Genomic DNA, 17,846 nt, shown 5'->3' on the forward strand with positions numbered 1-17,846 from the left:
TAGCACCTGTTCAGAGCTGATCACGGATCGCTAGGAATCCCGTACCGGACAGAGAGGCCCTATATGTGGGCCCTGTTCGGAGGGAGATCCCAACATGTAGCGGTTCTCCTTGACGCACGGACCGTTCGCGAGTTTGGATAGCAAGCGGTCAGGCGCTCCCGCATGTCGGCGCACGCCTTTCAGGCATGGCACCTGAAACTATGCTCACTGGTCTGAAGACGGAACGTTCGAGCAGGTAGTAGGGGAGAAGCGACGAGACCTGTGGAGATCGAGGCGATGAGGCCTCGGACTTCTCCAGGGAACTCTTTGTGCTTTCGGTAGGACCCGGGTCACCGCCAGGTGCGGTGGTTCACAGGAGGACTTGGAAATGGCCCAGTCGGCAGTTGTGGGTGACGGCGGTAAGCTCCCCGCCGGGAACGGCAAGATGACGGCACGGATGAAGGAAGAGGGGGAGGCTCGTCCCGTGACCGGGGGGGCCGCCAAGGCGCAGGTCGACGGCGCAGCCTCGAAGAAGGGCGCGAAGAAGGGGGCCTCGCGCCCCCGCGGGCTCGGGTTCGACCGGCGGTTCACGCACCGGGCCGCGGATCCGCTCGATGAGGTCACCTGGGAGCGCCGCTCGAGCGTCATCACCAACCCCGACGGCTCGGTCGTCTTCAAGATGGAAGGGGCCGAGATCCCCGCCGGCTGGTCGCAGCTGGCGACCGACATCGTCGTCTCCAAGTACTTCCGCAAGGCGGGGATCCACGGCAAGAAGGAGCTCGGCGAGACGAGCGTCCGCCAGGTCGTCCACCGGCTGGCGCGCACCATCCGCGAGGCGGGTGAGCACTTCGGTGGCTACTTCGCCTCGGCGAAGGACGCGGACACCTTCGAGGCGGAGCTCGCCTACCTGCTCGTCCACCAGTACGGCGCGTTCAACTCGCCCGTCTGGTTCAACTGCGGGCTCTACCACCGGTACGGCATCGAGGGGTCGGGCGGCAATTTCGCCTGGAACGAGGCCTCGGCCGACGCGGGGAACGGGAGCGCCAACGGGAAGGCGTCGGCGCCTCGAACGAACGGGGCGGGCGCGGTCGACGACATCGTCGAGACCCGGAACGCCTACGAGCGGCCGCAGTGCTCCGCGTGCTTCATCCAGGCGGTCCAGGACGACCTGATGAGCATCTACGACCTCGTGAAGAGCGAGGCCCGGCTGTTCAAGTACGGGTCCGGGACGGGGACGAACTTCAGCGCGATCCGCGGGAAGCAGGAGAAGCTCTCGGGCGGCGGGACGAGCTCGGGGCTCATGAGCTTCCTCGAGGTGTTCGACCGCGCCGCCGGCGCGACCAAGAGCGGCGGCACGACGCGGCGCGCCGCGAAGATGGTCTGCCTCGACATGGACCACCCGGAGATCGTCGACTTCATCCAGTGGAAGGTCCGCGAGGAGAAGAAGGCGATGGCGCTCATCGGCGCGGGGTACCCCTCCGACTTCAACGGCGAGGCGTACCACACGGTGAGCGGGCAGAACTCGAACAACTCCGTGCGCGTGAGCGACGAGTTCATGCGCGCGGCGGCGACGGGCGCGGCGTGGGAGACGCGCTCCCGGACGACCGGCGAGGTCGTCGACACGCTGAGCGCCAAGGATCTCTGGCGCCAGATCGCCGAGGCGGCGTGGGGCTGCGCCGATCCGGGCGTGCAGTACGACACGACCATCAACCGCTGGCACACCTGCCCGAACACGGCGCGCATCAACGCCTCGAACCCGTGCTCGGAGTACATGTTCCTCGACGACTCGGCCTGCAACCTGGCGAGCCTGAACCTCACCAAGTTCCTCCGCGAGGACGGCTCGTTCGACATCGAGGGCTACCGCCACGCGGTGCGGGTGTTCTTCGTCGCCCAGGAGATCCTCGTCGACTTCTCGGCGTACCCGACCCGCGGCATCGCGAAGAACTCGCACGACTACCGCCCGCTCGGGCTCGGTTACGCCAACCTCGGCACCCTGCTCATGCTGCAGGGCATCCCGTACGACTCCGATCAGGGGCGCTCGGTCGCGGGCGCGCTCACCGCGATCCTCTGCGGCCACGCCTACCGGGTCTCGGCGGAGATGGCCGCCGCGAAGGGGCCGTTCGCCGGCTTCGCCAGGAACCGCGAGCCGATGCTCCGGGTGATGGGCATGCACCGGGACGCCGCCTACGCGATCGACCGCGACCGCTGCCCGGAGTCGCTCTGGCGGGCCGCGTGCGCCGACTGGGACGAGGCGGTCCGGATCGGGCAGGAGCACGGCTACCGCAACGCCCAGGCGACGGTGCTCGCCCCGACCGGCACCATCGGCCTCCTGATGGACTGCGACACGACGGGCATCGAGCCCGACTTCTCGCTCGTGAAGTTCAAGAAGCTCGCCGGCGGCGGCTACTTCAAGATCGTGAACCAGTCCGTGCCCGAGGCGCTCCGGCGGCTCGGCTACCCCGAGGCCGAGGTGCAGGAGATCGTCGCCTACGTCTCCGGCACGAACACGCTCCTGGCGGCGCCGCACGTGAACCGGGCGTCGCTCAAGGCGCGGGGGCTCACGAGCGACGACCTCGCGAAGGTCGAGGCCGCGATCCCCGGCGTCTTCGATCTGGATCTCGCCTTCGGCCCCTGGATCCTCGGCGAGGAGGCCTATGACAGGCTCGGCGTCTCCAAGGAGTCGCGGGCGCGCTTCGGCTTCTCGCTGCTCCAGCACCTCGGCTTCTCGGCCGCGGAGATCGAGGAGGCGAACGAGACGATCATCGGCCGCATGACGGTGGAGGGGGCGCCGCACCTGCGCGAGGAGCACTACGCGGTGTTCGACTGCGCCAACCGCTGCGGCAGGAAGGGCCGGCGGTACCTCGCGCCGATGGCGCACGTCCGCATGATGGCGGCCGCGCAGCCGTTCCTGTCCGGCGCCATCTCGAAGACCGTGAACCTGCCGAACGACGCGACGGTCGAGGAGGTGCAGCGGATCTACGAGGAGGGGTGGCGCCTCGGGCTCAAGGCGGTCGCGCTCTACCGCGACGGCTGCAAGGCGTCGCAGCCGCTCTCGTCGACCTCGAGCTCGAGCGACGGCAAGGAGAGCAAGGGCAAGGCCGAGGTCCCCGCGCCTGTCGTCCAGGCAGCGACCGCGCTGGCGAGCCAGGCGCGCCCGCGGTCGCCCTCGGCGGCGGCGCCCGAGCGGTTCCGCCTGCCCAGGAAGCGCAAGGGCTTCACGCAGGAGGCGCGCGTCGGCGGGCACAAGATCTACCTCCGCACCGGCGAGTACGACGACGGGACGCTCGGTGAGATCTTCATCGACCTCCACAAGGAGGGCGCCGCGTTCCGCTCGATGATGAACTGCTTCGCGATGGCGGTGTCGATCGGGCTCCAGTACGGCGTGCCGCTCGAGACCTTCGTCGAGCAGTACACCTTCACCCGCTTCGAGCCGCAGGGCGTCGTCGAGGGGCACGACTACGTGAAGATCTCGACGTCGATCGTGGACTACCTCTTCCGCGTGCTCGGGGTCGAGTACCTGAACCGCTACGACCTCGCCCACGTCCAGCCGGTCACCTCGGCCATGGAGGACCCTGTCGAGTCGCGGGCGCAGGAGAGCGGCGTGGCGTCGTTCTCGTCGAGCGCGCCGGCCGCGGCGGCGCTGGTCGAGGGCGGGGGACGGGCGGCGAGCGCGCTCGACGCGCAGCTCGAGGACATGATGGGCGACGCGCCGGTCTGCGACGGCTGCGGGCACATCACCGTGAGGAACGGGGCCTGCTACAAGTGCCTCAACTGCGGCAACAGCATGGGATGCAGCTGAGCTGCGACGGGCGGGGGTGGGGGTGACGAGGGAGGGGCCGGCGGGGGGCCCTCCCACGAACTCGCGCCTTTTCGTGGCTATTGCTTCGTGAACGGGGGGAGACGGATCTGAGGGGCTGAGCTGCGATGCGGGCCGGCGCTCGGGTTCGTGGGGCCCTCCCCCGCCGGCCCCTCCCTCGTCACCCCCACCCCCGCCGACTCGGGGGGGAAGGGGGAGGGTGGGGGAGATGGCCGAGCGGTTGGGGGGAGGCGGGGGCGGCGGGGGGGGCCGTACGGGCTTGTACCCGGGCAGCCGTATGGATGCGCTCGGAGAAGCTCTGTAGAAGACGGGGCATGAGCCGGTCGCGTTCGTCCATCGCCTTCGTCGCTCTTGTCTGCAGCATCCTGTCGAGCTCCTGCCGGAAAGAAGAAGCAGAGCCGGAGACAATCCCCGCGCCTACACCGACAGTCGCGCCCGTGGCAGCCGATCCGGTGCCGACGGCAACAGCGACGCAGGAGCCGGCGGCGGACCAGGAGCCGGCGGCGGCGGCTTCCGCCGAGCCCGCTGCTGCGCCAGACGCAGATGCGGGGGCGGCGAAAGCCGAGGCGACGGGGACGACGACGTCACGGGGGGGAGGCGCCTCCATCCAGGCGTGCTGCACGGCGCTCCACGCCGTCGCCACCAAGTCGGGCAAGTCGCCGGAAGCCAAGTCGAAGGCGGCGACGGCATCGCATCTGTGCGCCGGGATCGAGAAGCTCGTGAAGAGCGGGAAAACCCCGCGCGCCAAGGCGCTCACCCAGATCCGAGCAAGCCTCGCCGGGACCACGCCGCCCCCCGAGTGCAACTGAGCCGGGCGGCCCGGGCACCGCCTCGTCCCGGGTCGCGGCACCCCACCCCGATCCGGCGATCTCGAGCGTCGCAAACCTGCCCGGCCATGGAGGGCGCGCGGCCGGACCCTGTAGCCTGCGCGGTTGCGCGGCGTTCCTCCGCGCCGCAGCGGCGGGCGATGGCGCCCGCCGCCGCGCATCGATCCCCACGGGAAGGAGCTGTCATGCCCTCGAAGCTGGTCACCGATCGTCAGAAGAGCGCCAACTCCGTCGTCGCGTCCGGCGAGACCCACGCCGGCCGGATCGCCGCGGAGCTCGAGGCGCTGCTCTCTCCGCACCTGCGCAAGGGAGAGAAGATGCCGGACGTCTCGCTCTTCACGCACATCGTCGCGCGCGCCCTCGCCGAGGCGCGCGATCGCATGGTGGCGGCCGACGAGGCGCACCAGGCGGAGCTCGCCGACGACGCGGCCCCGCGGGAGGCCCGCGACGAGGCCGCCGCCGCGCTGTACACCGAGCTGACCGAGCTCCGCGAGTGGCTCACCGGCCTGTACGGCGCCGCGGCGCTGGCGCGCCTCGGCTTCACGGACGCGACGCCGCGCGACCCGGCGCAGCTGGAGCGCTTCGCCGGCGAGGTGGCGCGCGCGCTCGGCGCCAGGGACCTGCCGAAGCCGCGCCGCAAGGGGATCCGCTGGGACGCCGAGGAGACGGTGCTCCGGATCGAGGGCCTGCGCGGCGCGCTCCGCGGCCACCTGAAAGATGTGGCCCGCGAGGCGCGCGAGGCCGAGGCGACGCTGCTCGCCAAGACCGCCGCGATCGCGGCGTACGACGATCGGTTCAGCCGCGCCGCGACGTTCCTCGTGGGGCTGTTCCGGCTCGCGGGCCACCCGGAGCTGGCCGCGCGGGTGCGCCCGTCCTCACGGCGGCCCGGCCAGATCGAGGCCGACGCGCCGCCCGCAGAGCCGGAGGGCGAGGCCCCGGTGGCGCCCGAGGAGGCCGCGCCGCTCGGCGGGTGAGCGCGAGCGCCGCGGACGCGGCCGGGAGAACCCGAGGCGCGAGCGCCGCGGACGCGGTCGGGAGAACCCCAGGAGCGCACGCGAGCGCCGCGGACGCAGTCGGGAGAACCTGAGGCGCGCTCGCGAGCGCCGCGGACGCGGCTGGGGGAGCGCCAGGCGCGGTCGCGAGCGCCGCGGACGCGGTCGGGAGAACCCGAGGTGCGCTCGCGAGCGCCGCGGACGCGGTTGGGAGAATGCCAGGCGCGCTCGCGAGCGGGTAGTGCTGTCATTTGAACATGAAGGCGGTAAGGCGGGAAGAAAATCTCAATGATCTTCCCGACTTACCGCCTTCATGTGAACCCTCTCTGGGCAAATGACAGCACCACCCGCGAGCGCTGCCGCTGGAACAGACAGACTCAGGCGAAGTGGTCGTACCCCCGCGCCACGAGGCTCGTGAGCTGCCCGTCCGGTCCGACCAGCGCGACGTCGCTCGCGCCCTCCTCGCGCGGCGCGCAGCGGCCGATGGCCACGAAGCCGGCGAGCTGCCCGACGTCGGGGCCCGCGACCACGACCGCGTAGTCCTCGCCGCCGTAGAGCGCGAGATCCAGCGCGTCCGCGCCGAGCAGCGCGGCGGCGTCGCGGAGGTCGGCGCTCACGAGCGCCGCGGGATCGAGCAGCGCACGCACGCCGCTCGCGCGCGCGAGGTGCGCCACGTCCGCGACGAGGCCGTCGGAGACGTCGACCGCCGCGCGGGCGCGCGCCGCCGCGCGGAGGCCCGCCTCGATGCGCGCCACAGGACGGCGGAACGCGCGGAGCGCCAGCTCAGCCGCCGCGCCGGCCGGGGCGACGCCGCGGTCGAGCAGCGCAAAACCGGCCGCGGCGAGGCCGACCGGACCCGCCAGCGCGAGCGCGTCGCCAGGCCGCGCGCCGTCGCGCCGGAGCGGCAGCGCCGCGACGCCGAGCGCCGTCGTGGTGATCGAGATCTCGCCGCCCCGCGAGAGGTTCCCGCCGATGATCGCCGTGCCGATCTCGTCGCACGCGGCGCGCTGACCCGTCGCCAGCGCGCCGAGGTCGTCGTCGCTCACGTCTGGAGGCAGCACCAGCGCGGCGAGCAGGCCGACCGGGCGCGCCCCCATCGCCGCGAGATCGCTCGCCGCGGCCATCGTCGCCCGGTAGCCGAGATCCTCGAAGCCCAGGAGATCGCGCCGGAAATGGACGCCCTCGACGGCGCTGTCGACCGTCCAGACGAGCGGCTCCGGGGCGCCCGGGAGGGCCCCGTCCCGCGGGGCTACCGGCGCGAGGATCGCGGCGTCATCGCCGATGCCGCACAGCACGTGGTCGCCCGTCGCGCCCCCGAGCACGGCGCGCAGCATGTCGATGCGCTTCCACTCGGAGCGCCCGCTCATGGGAGCCCGCTCATTGGAAGATGGGCGGCAGGACGCTGTTCGCCGGCGAGCCGGCGACCGTGGGCAGCTTGACCACGAACACGGTGCCGTGCGGCTCGTTCGGCTCGATCCGGACCGTGCCGCTGTGCGCCTCGACCAGGCGCTTGACGATCGAGAGACCAAGCCCCGTGCCGCCGTGCTCCCGCGTCGAGCTCTGATCGATCTGGTAGAACGGGTCGAACACCTTCAGCCGCTCGCCCGCAGGGATGCCGATGCCCGTGTCCACGACGCGGATCTCGACCGCCTGCTGGAGCGGCGCGACGAGCACCAGCCCGGGGAGGTCGTCCACGTCCTCGCTCACGGCGCGCGCGACGAGCAGCACCTCGCCCCCCGCCTCGGTGAACTTCACCGCGTTCTCGACGAGGTTGATGAACACCTGGCGCAGCCGGTCGCCGTCCCCCAGCACCGGCGGGAGATCGTCCTCGGCCTGGATCCGGAGCTCGACGCCCTTCTTCGAGGCGGCCGGCGCGATGGTCGACGCCGCCTCGACGAGCACCGGGCCGACGGCCACCTCGGTGCGATGCACGATCAACGTGCCGCTCTCCAGCTTCGAGAGATCCAGGAGGCTCATGATGAGCCCGAGCAGCTGCTCGCTCTTCGACCGGATCGTATCGATGAACTCGCGCTGCTCATCGGTCAGAGGCCCGCCGATGCCCTCGGCGAGCATCTCGCTGTACCCCATGATCGACGTGAGCGGGGTCCGGAGCTCGTGCGACACCGTGGCCAGGAAGTTCGACTTGAGCCGGTCGAGCTCCTTCAGCCGCTCGTACGCCTGCTCGAGCTCGGCGTTCTTCTGCGACAGCTCACGGAAGCTCTCGCGGATCGACGCGACGTGCATCGTCGAGGTGAGGAGCGACTTGTGCCCGCTGAACAGGATCAGATCGAGGACCGAGCGGAGGTGGTCCGCGATCGCGCCGAGCCGCTCCGGCCGGAGCCGCGGCGCCCGCGGCCGCCCCTCCGCCGCAGGCGCGAGATCGAGCTGGGACGCCGCCTCGATCTGCGCGGCAGGGGGATCGTCGAGGCCGTCGGGGAGGTAGGGGCCCAGGATCGACCGGCCGATCGCACGCCCGTCGTACTCGATCGGGAACACCTGGTAGAGCGCGCCCTCGAAGCAGGGATCCGCGACCTCGCTGCCGGCCGGCGCGCCTTGCCTCGCCGTCCGATCCGCCGGCGCCACGCTCGCTCGCCGGCCTTCCTGCTCGCCGGTCAGGCCGCCGAGCGGCGGGAGCGGCGCGAGCGCGCCCGACTCCGCGAGCGTTGCGCCGTTGATCGACTGGATCCGGATCGGCAGGCCGAACAGCTTGTGAAATGACGCCGCCATCTCCCCGAGGGCCTGGCGATCCACGAGATCCTCGAGCGAGAGGGGGCCGATGCCGACCAGGTCGACCACCGGCGCCGCCGCGGGGGGAGGCAGCGTCGAGGGCTCAGGCGCGCTGGACGCGCCGTCGCGCTTCGAGGAGCTGGGCCCGTCCGCGACGCGCGCCGACGGCATCGGCGCGGAGCCCGGCATGCCGAGGAGATCGTCGTCGTCGAGACCGAAATCCGCCGGCGTCCCCTTGTGGGCGTCGGGCCTCATGGAACGATCCGGGAGCTCTTCTCGAGGCTGCCGCCCATTCGTCTCGCCAGGAGGTCGTTCACCGAGCTCGTCGCCCCGAGCTGGCGCGCCGCGCTGTTCAGGAGCTCCTCGCCGCTGATCGACAGCCGCTTCGAGAGCTGATGCGTCTGATCGAGCGTCTCCCACGTGAGGTGGAGCAGACCCATGAGCGTCTCCACCGTGCCCACGCCGCGGGTCGCGACGGCCTTGTACACCGGCTCCTTGCCCCGCGCGGCGAGCCGCGCCAGCTCCTCGTCGCTCCGGATGTCGGGCAGGTCGCGCTTGTTGAACTGGATGACGAGCGGCATCCTCGCGAGATCGAGGCCGTTCTCTCGCAGGTTCTGGCGGAGATCGAAGAACGCCTCGGCGTTGCGCTGCGTCTCGGAGATCTGCGAGTCGGCGATCAGCGCGACCCCGTCCGCGCCCTGGAGCACGAGCCTCCGCGTGGCGGCGTGCATCGGCTGGCCGGGCACGGTGAACAGCTTGATGCGGAGCGAGACGTCGCCGTCCTTCGCGCGGAAGGTGAGCGGCAGGAGATCGAAGAACAGCGTCCGATCGTCCTGCGTCTCGAGCGTCATCAGCCGTCCGCGAGCGTCTGACCCGGCGAGGCCGTGCAGCGAGACGAGGTTCGTCGTCTTGCCGCTGAGCGCCGGGCCGTAATAGACGAGCTTGATCGTCACTTCACGGGCTGCGAAGTCGAGCTGCACGGCCGCATTCTCGCATGAGCGCCCGACGATTGGATATGGCCACGGCGCAGGGCGGAGGAGGTCGGGCTGGGCCGGATCTCCTCCTCCTCCTCCCTTGTCAGGAGGCGTGCGCTCGCTCAAGCCGAGTTCAGGCCGAGCCGCCGGGCGCGTTGGGCACGCTGGACACGGGCGGGGGGATCGGCCTGCTCTCGCCGTTCTCGACGGTCCAGAGCGCGCTCCGCAGCCCCTCCAGGCGCGACGTCAGCGCCCGGAGCGCCTCGGCCTGGGCGTCGCACGCTTCGAGCTGGCTCTCGCTGCTCGGCTCGGCCTGGACCCGCTCCTCGCGCGCCGCCTTGAGGACCTCGATGACCTCCCGGTGCAGCTCCTGGCCGGCCGTGACCACCCACGCGTCGAGCCGGCTCGCGAACTCCTGGATCATCTCGTCGAGCTTCGGCCCGATCCGGGTGGCGGCCTCGCGCAGCGCGATCGGCGCCATCTCCTTCGCCTTCTTGCGGGTCTCGGCCTCGACCTTCTCCTTCACGTACACGGCCAGGACAGGCGCCGCGAGCGCCAGGATCCCGCCGAGCAGGGCGTTCGTGAACATCACGCCGAGGCCGATGGTGAAGAGCGCGAAGACGCCGACGTCGTAGCCGAACGTGTCGACCTCGACGTTCGGCGTCTTCACGTCGCCGCCGAGCGCCTCGCTGACCCGCTTCGCCACGTCGTGCGCGTCCTCGCGCACGAGCGCGATCGTCTTCTCGGCGAGCGCCTCGAGCGCCGTGGCGATCTCCTTCGTCTCGGCCTGCGCCCACTCGGCGAACGTGCGCTCCAGGAACGCCCCGAGGTAGACCTTGATCTCGTCGGTGTGGGCCTCGTCGATGATCGCCGGGAGCTGCCGGAGCACGTCGTCGACGAAGCGATCGAGATCGCGGTGCACCCACGCCCGGATGGCGCTCACCTCCTCGCGGATGCCGGCGCGCCGCTCCTCGATGGTGCGCGACTGGCCGGCCAGGTCCTTCTCGATCATCTCGATGCGGCGGCTGAGCTCGTCGCGCGACATCGCGGTCGCCCGCCGCCGCGCGTCCACGCCCTTGCCGAGCAGGCGCGCGGACTCGAGGCCCTCGCCGAGCGCGTTGTCGAGCAGGATGCGCCCGCGCTCCTCGGCGAGGAACCGGGTCAGGTGATCGAGCAGCTCCGGCATCCCGCTGCCGGGCCGATCGCCCTCCAGCGCCCGCTCGCTCGAGATCGGGAAGACCACGGGCGATTTGACGAGCTTCCCGAGCTCGCTCCGGATGTAGGCGAGCGCCTCGACCTCCTCGTCCTGGCTCCAGATGTCGCGCTTCGTCACGACGAACAGGATCTTGTCGCGCGACTGCCCGAGCAGCTTCTCCTGGAGGAAGACCCGCTCGCTCTCCTTGAGCGGCTGGCCTGCGTCGATGAGGAACAGCACGGCGTCCGACCGCGGGATGTAGCTGTAGGTGATGTCCGCCCGCTGGAGCGAGAGGTCGTTCACCCCGGGGGTGTCGACGAGGACCACGCGCTCGCGCAGGAGCTCGGCCGGGTACCCCACCTCGAGGAACTTCACCTCGCCGGCGCTCGACGAGCGCTCGCCGCCGACGGTGAAGGCCCGCACGTCCTCGAACGGCAGGCCGGTGCGCTCGCCCGACGCGTAGACCACCTCGGCGCGCGGATCGGCCGCGTACTCGAGGTGGTGGATCACCGCCGTCGTGGGCGTCACGCCGACGGGGAGGATCGAGGCGCCGAGCAGCGCGTTCACGAACGTCGTCTTGCCGTGGTTGAACTCGCCGACCACGACGAGGTGGAACCGATCGGCGTCGAGCTTCTTCACGAGATCGTTCGAGATGCGCGCCGCGACGCTCTTGGCGCCGAGGGACTCGGCGAACGTCACGAGCTCCCTGAGCGCCCCGGTCACGTCGTCTTTGCGGCTGTGGAAGGATTCGAGCATGTGCGTCTACCTCGGCCTTGCGCCTTGCCAGGAGCGGGAGCCCCTCAGCCCCAGATCTTGATGACTTCGTGCACCTTCTCGTCGACCTCCTCCATGGAGAGGCCGCCCGCGCCGAGCCCGGCGTGGCGCTTGTAGAGCTCGCTCTCGGCGAAGGCCCGGAGCGCGAGGACGCGCTTCGGCAGCCACGGGTGGCTGGCCGTGAACTCGGCGAACCTGCCGACGCCGCCCTTGCCCTCCTCGTGCTGGGCGATGAACGCCTCGAGGTTGAGCTCCTCGTACAGCTTGGTCGAGCCGAGCGCGAGCTTGGTGAGCGCGCGCGTCGAGACGTCGAGGCTCTTCGCGCAGAGCAGGCCGGCGCGGTCGCAGGTGACCTCGGCCCGGCGCGACCAGCCGGAGAGCGCGAGCATCGCCGGGCCGACGATCCACTTCACGAAGACCGACGCCATCCGCGTCAGGTAGTGCATGGCGGTCAGGTAGACCACGTGGCTGTTGTGGATGTGGCCGCACTCATGGCCGATGACGCTGAGCAGCTCGTCGTCGGTGAAATGATCGACCAGCGCCGAGTGCACCATGATGAACGAGTCGTCGTTCGTCCCGTAGGTGGCCGCGTTGAGGGTGGGGCTGTTGACGATGTAGATCGTCGGGGTCGTGATCCCGAGCGTCTCGGCGCAGTGGACCGCGAGCTTGTGGACGCGCGGGAACTGCGCGGGGCCGACCTTGACGGCGTGGCCGAGCAGCTCGTTCTTGCCGACCGTCTTGAACAGCCTGACCGCGGCAGTCACGGCGAGCTCGACCGGACGCATCTTCTCGAAGGCGAGCCGCGTGTTCTTGTCGGACACGTAGGCATACGCGTTGCCCGCGCCGTCCCCGCCGCCCGCGCGCTGGCCCTTCCGTCTCTCGATGAAGCCCTTGAAATCGAGCGTTCCGACCTGTGCCATCCGGCGAAGGTAACGGCCGGGCCGGGACCGCGCAACGCCGCCATCGCCAGGCGCAGCGAAGTTAACGCAAAATCACAGACGACCTCCGCTCACATCTGAATCGGGCCTGAATCATCGGGCCTGAATCGGACGGCGGAGGCGCCGAGCAGACGGCGAGCGGACGGTGCTCGGACAGCGGGAGACGTCAGGCGCGGGCCCGGTGTGGACCGGGCGCGCGTCGGCGCGGATCAGACGCCGAGCAGCGCGAGGAGCCCCTCCGGGCCGAGGCGATCGAGCGCCCGCTGCCGCGCAAGGAAGCGCCGGAAGTCCTTGTAGACACCGCTGCCCTTCGGGCGGAGCTCGAAATCGGTGATGCGCGTGATGGAGAACCTCAGCGCCGCGATCACGCTCTCGTGGAACAGACGGTCGCGCTCCTCGGTTGAGAGCGGCCGCACCGCCGTGTAGCCGGCGGCGAGCGCGGACACGAGATCCGGGTCGAGATCGTCGCCGAAGCACCACGCGAGCATCGTGACGGCGAGGTCGAACGCGGCGCTCCCGCGCGAGGCGCTCTCGAAATCGAGCAGCGCCGAGATCTCGCCGGCCTCCCAGAGCACGTTGTCGCGGAAGAGGTCGCCATGGATCAGCGTCTGGGGGCCGGGGGTCCGCGGCGCCGCGGCGCGGACCCGTTCGAGCCGGCCGGTGAGCTCGTCGACGGCGGCGGCCACGTCGGGCGGGAGGGCCGGGGCGGGAGCGGGGGGCGCCGACGTCGCGCCTGTGGCGGGCGCAGGGGAACGGAGCCCCCGGAGCCGCTGGTCGAGGCCGTCGAGGTCGAACCGGCTGGTGTTCGCCCCCTCGAACGAGGCGCCGACGAGGTGCACCCGCGCCAGGGCCGCGCCGACGCGGCGGGTCGCGTCCGGCGTGACGCGCGCCTGGCAGAGCGACGATCCCGCGACCCACGGGAACAGCGCGACCGGCTTTCCAGCGTGCTCCGCGACGAACGCGGCGCCATCCGACGCGGCGCCCTCCGACACGGACGCCGCGTCGGAGGGCGCCGCGTCGCGGCGCCGGAGCGGCTGCGGGGTGGCGACGCCCCCGGCCGCGAGGTGCTCGAGCATGCGCGCTTCGCGTGACGCGGCGCCGAGCTGCTGCTCCTCGTAGACCCGCAGGAACACCTGTCCGCGGCCGCCGGCGAGCGTCAGCGCGAAGTTGGAGTTGACGCTCCCGGCGAGCAGGCCGCGCACGTCGGCGATCTCCAGGCCGTAGAGCGCGCCGATGCGGCGGGCATCCGCGAGCGAGAGGGGGGTCAGGATGGCCATCGCGGCGCAGGGTAGCCTCGTCTCGCGCGCGGCCTCCACAGGAACCTGGAGGAGCGCGCCGGGCGGGAGGCGACGACGGACGGGGAGGCGACGGAAGGGGGACGAGCGACGAGAAAATGCGCGCTCCGCACGCAGATCCGCGGTGCCCCTGGTCGCGGACCGGCCCCGCGTGCGTTATGAAATCGAGTGAGCGGGAGCGACATCCCCCTTCGACTATCGAATGCCCACCCTCTACGGAAACACCACCGGACTCAGCCCCCAGGCCACCAAGACCCTCGAGCGCATCTACCGCCGCAAGGTCCCGCTCGCCAGCATCGCCACGCCCGAGCTCATCAAGGCGCTCGCCGAGGCGTCGCATGAGGCGGGGCGCCAGGTCGGCGCGCTGGTGCACCGCTCGGGCGAGATCGACTACGTCATCGTCGGCGACGCGACCCGGCTGATGCTGCCGGACATCGGGCGCCTCCGCGCCGCGCAGGGCCGCTTCAGGGCGCTGCGGCTCGTCCACACGCACCTCTTCAACGAGCCGCTCACCCGGGACGATCTCGTGGATCTCGTCCGCCTCCGGCTCGACCTGGTCGCGGCCGTGCAGCTCACCCCGCAGGGTGAGCCGCGGACCCTCCAGTACGCGTACAACGTGCCCGTCCACGGGAAGGAAGCGGTCACGGTGACCGTGGACGAGGCCGAGGGGCGCGGCGACGGCCGCCGGGAGGCGGCGCTGCCGTATCGGACCGTGGGCCCCGTCGCGATCGGTCGCGCCGACGTCGATTTCGGCGCGCTCATCCAGGCGCTCGAGGACGAGTTCACGAAGCGGTCGCGCACGCGGTCGGTCGCGGCGAAGGACGGCCGCGCGATCCTCGTCCACGTCGCCGAGAAATCCAAGGCGGGCGCGCTCGCACGGGCCGAGGAGAGCCTGCGCGAGCTGACCGAGCTCGCCGGGACCGCGGGCGTCGACGTCGCGGACACGGTCCTCCAGCTGCGCGATCGGCTCGACCCGCGGCTCGTGCTCGGCAAGGGCAAGCTGGACGAGGTCGTGCTGCGCGCCTCGGAGCTCGACGCGGAGACGCTGGTCTTCGACCGGGATCTGACCCCCTCCCAGGCCTCGGCGATCGCGAAGCACACGGATCTCAAGGTGCTCGACCGGACGCAGCTCATCCTCGACATCTTCGCCCAGCGGGCCGAGTCGTCGGACGGCAAGCTCCAGGTCGAGCTGGCCCAGCTGAAGTACACGCTGCCTCGCCTCGGGCAGAAGGACGACTCCCTGTCTCGCCTGACGGGCGGCATCGGCGGGCGCGGTCCGGGCGAGACGAAGCTCGAGATCGGGCGCCGCCGCGCGAAGGAGCGCGTCAGCTTCCTGGAGGCGCAGCTGAAGCGGCTCTCCCGCCAGCGCGAGCAGCGCCGCCGCCGCCGCGCCCGGCTCGGCGTGCCGGTGGTCTCGATCGTCGGTTACACGAACGCCGGCAAGAGCACGCTGCTGAACACGCTGACCGGCGCCGACGTGCTCGCCGAGAACAAGCTGTTCGCGACCCTCGACACCCGCTCGAGGCGGCTGCGCTTCCCCGAGGAGCGCGAGGTGGTGATCACCGACACCGTCGGCTTCATCCGGGAGCTGCCGAAGGACCTGTTCGCGGCCTTCCGGGCGACGTTCGAGGAGGCCGCCGACGCCGACCTCCTGCTCCACGTCGTGGACGCGAGCGATCCCGCGCGCGACCAGCACATCGAGACGACCGAGGCGCTGCTGACCGAGCTCGATCTCATCGGCATCCCCCGCATCGTGGTGTTCAACAAGGCGGACCTGATCGCCCCGGCGGAGGGGCGGCGGCTGCTCCTCGGGCACCCGAACGCGGTGGTCCTGTCCGCCACGGACCGGGAGACGACGCGGGAGCTGCTCGCGAAGCTCGCGGAGCGGCTCAAGAGCCGCTGGGAGGAGGCCGCGATGGTGCCTGTCTACGAGGCGGAGGCCGCGGAGGGCGAGCTCGGGGACGGCGGGCTGTTCGAGGGGGAAGCCGAGTCGATGACGGTGCTGGGCCCGCCTTCGAGCTCCAGGGCAGGAGAGATCAGCGCGCGTGTGAGAGGGACGTTCGAGGCGTGAGCTCCGCCGGGCTCCACAGGGAGCCCGGCGGGAGCCGGGGAGAGCTCAGGGCGTCGGGATCTCGTCACACGTGAAGACGGAGGGGAGGCACTTGTCGCTCGCGCACTGCTCGTTCGTCGTGCAGTCCTCGCCGCCGGCCAGCTTGCAGGCGCCCTTGCCGTCGCAGACGTTGATGCCGCTGCAGTCCGCCCCGTCCTCGCTGCCGAGCAGGACGTTCGAGCAGGTGCCCTCCAGGTCCTTCACATTGCAGGCCATGCACGCCGTGTCGCAGGCGGTGTCGCAGCAGACGCCGTCGACGCAGAGCCCGCTGGCGCATTCGCTCTCGGCGTCGCACTCCTGACCGTTCGCGGGCTTGCACTCGCCCGCGGCGTCGCACGCCTGGCCCTCGTCGCAGCCCAGGCCCTCCGTGCCGGCCGCGGCCAGCACGCAGGCGCCGTCTGCGCACTCGTGGCACTTCGCGCAATGCGCGTCCTCCATGCACTCGGTGAAGCAGGCGCTGGCCGCCTCATCGCAGGCGAACTCCTCGCACGCTTTCTCCTCGCCGGGCGCGCACTCCACGCTCTCCCCGTCGCAGGTGCCGCGGCTCGTCTCGACGCCCTCGGAGCACGTCGCCTCGCCGCACGCGGTCTCGGCCTTCGAGGGGCCGCACGCTCCGTCGTCGCCCGACGCCTTGAGCGCGGCGGTGCAGGCGTCGCACTCCGCGTCGCAGGCGGCGTCACAGCAGACGTCGTCGGCGCAGAAGCCGCTCGCGCAGTCGGTGGCTGCGGTGCACGCCTTGGCGGTGTCGCACTTCGGGCAGATGGAACCGCCGCAGTCGACATCGGTCTCTTCGTTGTTCATCGTGCCGTCGGAACATCCGTCGCTGGGGACGTTCTCGTCCCCCGGGATGCGCGAGCGATCGACCGAGGCGATGAGCTCGCAGCCCATCCCGAGCGCCGAGAGCGCGCCAGCGCAGAGCGCCATCGCGAGAAGGTGCTGTTTCTTCCACATAGTAGTCCCCTTAGAAGGTAAACCGCGCGGCGGCGCCGCCGCCTGTCGGGCTGACGAACGGAGTGACGAACGCCTTCTTCGTCACGCTCGACGCTGCGGCCTTCGCCTGGGCCGGGTCGTCGCTGAGGAGCAGGACCGCGCCGGTGACGCCGAACGTGAGCGCCACCGCGAAGGACATGTCCGCGATGAGCGCGAAGCGATCGACCTTGTCCGCGGTCTTGGTCGTCGGGGCGTCATCGAAGTCGCTCTTCGCGCCGAGCGCCTGGATGCCGAAGATCGTCCCGACCACCACACCGGCGCCCGCGAGCCCGAGGGTGACGTAGGCCGGCACCGGAGAGCGCGACTCGATCGGCGCGGCCGGCGGCGGCGGCTGCGCGGGCGGCACGTCGGCGGGCGGCGGCGGGGGCTGCGCGGGCGCCGCAGCGACCGGCGCCGGCGCCTGCGGCGTCAGCGTGACGTTGACCTCGCGCGCCTCGGCGAAGGTGACCTCGAGCTCCTGGCTCGCGTCGGCGAACCCCTCGGCGGAGACGGTGAGGGTGTGCTTGCCGGGCGGGACCGAGAGCTCCTTGCCGGTCTGGGCCACGCCGTCGACCGCGACCTTGAGGCCAGGCGGCGCCTCCGGGACGGTCGCGACCTTCACCTTCGCCGGCGTCTTCTTCAGGGCCTCGACGCGCGTCTGGCCCTCGGCGATCTTCTCCTTGAACTTCTCGGCGTCCGGCTTCGAATCGAGGAAGGCCTGCCAGGCCGCGACAGCCTCGGTGACGAGGCCCTGCTTGTCGAGCGACATGGCGAGCTTGTACTTCGGGGCGGCGCCGGGCACGTGCTCGTCCGCCTGGCGGTACAGGTCGGCCGCCACGGCGTACTCGCCCTTGTCGAACCTGGCCTCGGCCTCCTTGTAGAGCTTCTTCGCCTCGTCCTTCTTCTGCTTCTCGGTCAGCGCCTTCTTCGGCTTGGTGGTGGTCACCTTCGTCGCGGGCTCACCGGCCGCGGGAGGTGTCGCGCCGGCCGCGGGCGGCGTCGCAGCGGGGGTGGGCGCCTGCGCCGCGGAGGCGGCTGGCTTCGCAGGAGCCGCCGCAGCGGCCGGCTTACCTGCCGGGGGCGCTGCCGGCTTGGCATCCGTCTGCGCAGATGCCGGACTGACGCCCGTCAGCGTCAGGAGCCCAGAGACCATCGCCGCCGAGGTCAACATCGTCAGCCGGCCCGATCGTGAACGCATACCGTAAGCCCTCCTGCGCGGATAGTGTCGCGTGGGCGCCCACTTAAGCCT

General features: G+C 71.4%; 12 protein-coding genes. 4 read left to right on the forward strand and 8 right to left on the reverse strand.

Translation table 11 applies throughout. From position 1 onward, the window contains the following. The first annotated feature begins 367 nt into the window (after positions 1-367). The 3 genes from WMF27_RS02060 (at position 368) to WMF27_RS02070 (ending at position 5,597) form a co-directional block, all read left to right on the forward strand. Positions 368-3,778 (forward strand): vitamin B12-dependent ribonucleotide reductase, encoded by a 3,411-nt coding sequence (locus WMF27_RS02060; RefSeq protein WP_437761934.1) that lies wholly within the window; start codon positions 368-370, stop codon positions 3,776-3,778. 455 nt (positions 3,779-4,233) lie between these two features. Next, positions 4,234-4,605 (forward strand): hypothetical protein, encoded by a 372-nt coding sequence (locus tag WMF27_RS02065; protein WP_437761933.1) that lies wholly within the window; start codon positions 4,234-4,236, stop codon positions 4,603-4,605. A gap of 203 nt (positions 4,606-4,808) precedes the next feature. Beyond that, the gene (locus WMF27_RS02070) at positions 4,809-5,597 is read left to right on the forward strand and encodes a hypothetical protein (protein ID WP_437761932.1); all 789 of its coding nucleotides are present in this window, start codon (positions 4,809-4,811) and stop codon (positions 5,595-5,597) included. A gap of 395 nt (positions 5,598-5,992) precedes the next feature. On the opposite strand, the gene thiL is transcribed toward WMF27_RS02070, so the two are convergent. The 6 genes from thiL to WMF27_RS02100 form a co-directional block, all read right to left on the reverse strand. Continuing rightward, the gene (gene thiL / locus WMF27_RS02075; protein ID WP_437761931.1) at positions 5,993-6,982 is read right to left on the reverse strand and encodes a thiamine-phosphate kinase; all 990 of its coding nucleotides are present in this window, start codon (positions 6,980-6,982) and stop codon (positions 5,993-5,995) included. Positions 6,983-6,992: 10 nt separating this feature from the next. After that, positions 6,993-8,597: a sensor histidine kinase gene (locus tag WMF27_RS02080; RefSeq protein WP_437761930.1), complete on the reverse strand. Its 1,605-nt coding sequence runs from the start codon at positions 8,595-8,597 to the stop codon at positions 6,993-6,995. Continuing rightward, positions 8,594-9,322, reverse strand: coding sequence for a GTP-binding protein (locus WMF27_RS02085; protein WP_272097502.1), 729 nt, complete (start codon positions 9,320-9,322; stop codon positions 8,594-8,596). The genes WMF27_RS02080 and WMF27_RS02085 overlap by 4 nt, the downstream gene beginning before the upstream one ends. Before the next feature lie 127 nt (positions 9,323-9,449). Beyond that, the gene (locus WMF27_RS02090) at positions 9,450-11,267 is read right to left on the reverse strand and encodes a dynamin family protein (protein ID WP_437761929.1); all 1,818 of its coding nucleotides are present in this window, start codon (positions 11,265-11,267) and stop codon (positions 9,450-9,452) included. A 44-nt stretch (positions 11,268-11,311) separates the two neighbouring features. Next, positions 11,312-12,205: a M48 family metallopeptidase gene (locus WMF27_RS02095; protein WP_437761928.1), complete on the reverse strand. Its 894-nt coding sequence runs from the start codon at positions 12,203-12,205 to the stop codon at positions 11,312-11,314. A gap of 227 nt (positions 12,206-12,432) precedes the next feature. Further along, a complete protein-coding gene (locus WMF27_RS02100) occupies positions 12,433-13,500 on the reverse strand; it encodes a homoserine kinase (protein WP_437761927.1) in 1,068 nt (355 codons plus the stop codon). A gap of 220 nt (positions 13,501-13,720) precedes the next feature. Between WMF27_RS02100 and hflX the strand changes: the two genes are divergently transcribed. Beyond that, a complete protein-coding gene (hflX, locus tag WMF27_RS02105) occupies positions 13,721-15,589 on the forward strand; it encodes a GTPase HflX (RefSeq protein WP_437761926.1) in 1,869 nt (622 codons plus the stop codon). A 45-nt stretch (positions 15,590-15,634) separates the two neighbouring features. On the opposite strand, the gene WMF27_RS02110 is transcribed toward hflX, so the two are convergent. Further along, positions 15,635-16,579: a hypothetical protein gene (locus WMF27_RS02110; protein WP_437761925.1), complete on the reverse strand. Its 945-nt coding sequence runs from the start codon at positions 16,577-16,579 to the stop codon at positions 15,635-15,637. A gap of 10 nt (positions 16,580-16,589) precedes the next feature. Further along, positions 16,590-17,795 carry a PEGA domain-containing protein gene (locus WMF27_RS02115; protein WP_437761924.1) on the reverse strand — a complete coding sequence of 402 codons (1,206 nt, stop codon included), beginning with the start codon at positions 17,793-17,795 and terminating at the stop codon, positions 16,590-16,592. Between the last annotated feature and the right edge of the window lie 51 nt (positions 17,796-17,846).

It is taken from the genome of Sorangium sp. So ce281 (assembly GCF_051527395.1).
Classification (GTDB): domain Bacteria; phylum Myxococcota_A; class Polyangia; order Polyangiales; family Polyangiaceae; genus Sorangium; species Sorangium cellulosum_B.

Coding starts and splice junctions, on each gene's coding strand:
- WMF27_RS02060 (WP_437761934.1), top strand. CDS start 368: ATGGCCCAGTCGGCAGTTGTGGGTGACGGCGGTAAGCTCCCCGCCGGG.
- WMF27_RS02070 (WP_437761932.1), top strand. CDS start 4,809: ATGCCCTCGAAGCTGGTCACCGATCGTCAGAAGAGCGCCAACTCCGTC.
- thiL (WP_437761931.1), bottom strand. CDS start 6,982: ATGAGCGGGCGCTCCGAGTGGAAGCGCATCGACATGCTGCGCGCCGTG.
- WMF27_RS02080 (WP_437761930.1), bottom strand. CDS start 8,597: ATGAGGCCCGACGCCCACAAGGGGACGCCGGCGGATTTCGGTCTCGAC.
- WMF27_RS02090 (WP_437761929.1), bottom strand. CDS start 11,267: ATGCTCGAATCCTTCCACAGCCGCAAAGACGACGTGACCGGGGCGCTC.
- WMF27_RS02095 (WP_437761928.1), bottom strand. CDS start 12,205: ATGGCACAGGTCGGAACGCTCGATTTCAAGGGCTTCATCGAGAGACGG.
- WMF27_RS02100 (WP_437761927.1), bottom strand. CDS start 13,500: ATGGCCATCCTGACCCCCCTCTCGCTCGCGGATGCCCGCCGCATCGGC.
- hflX (WP_437761926.1), top strand. CDS start 13,721: ATGCCCACCCTCTACGGAAACACCACCGGACTCAGCCCCCAGGCCACC.
- WMF27_RS02110 (WP_437761925.1), bottom strand. CDS start 16,579: ATGTGGAAGAAACAGCACCTTCTCGCGATGGCGCTCTGCGCTGGCGCG.
- WMF27_RS02115 (WP_437761924.1), bottom strand. CDS start 17,795: ATGCGTTCACGATCGGGCCGGCTGACGATGTTGACCTCGGCGGCGATG.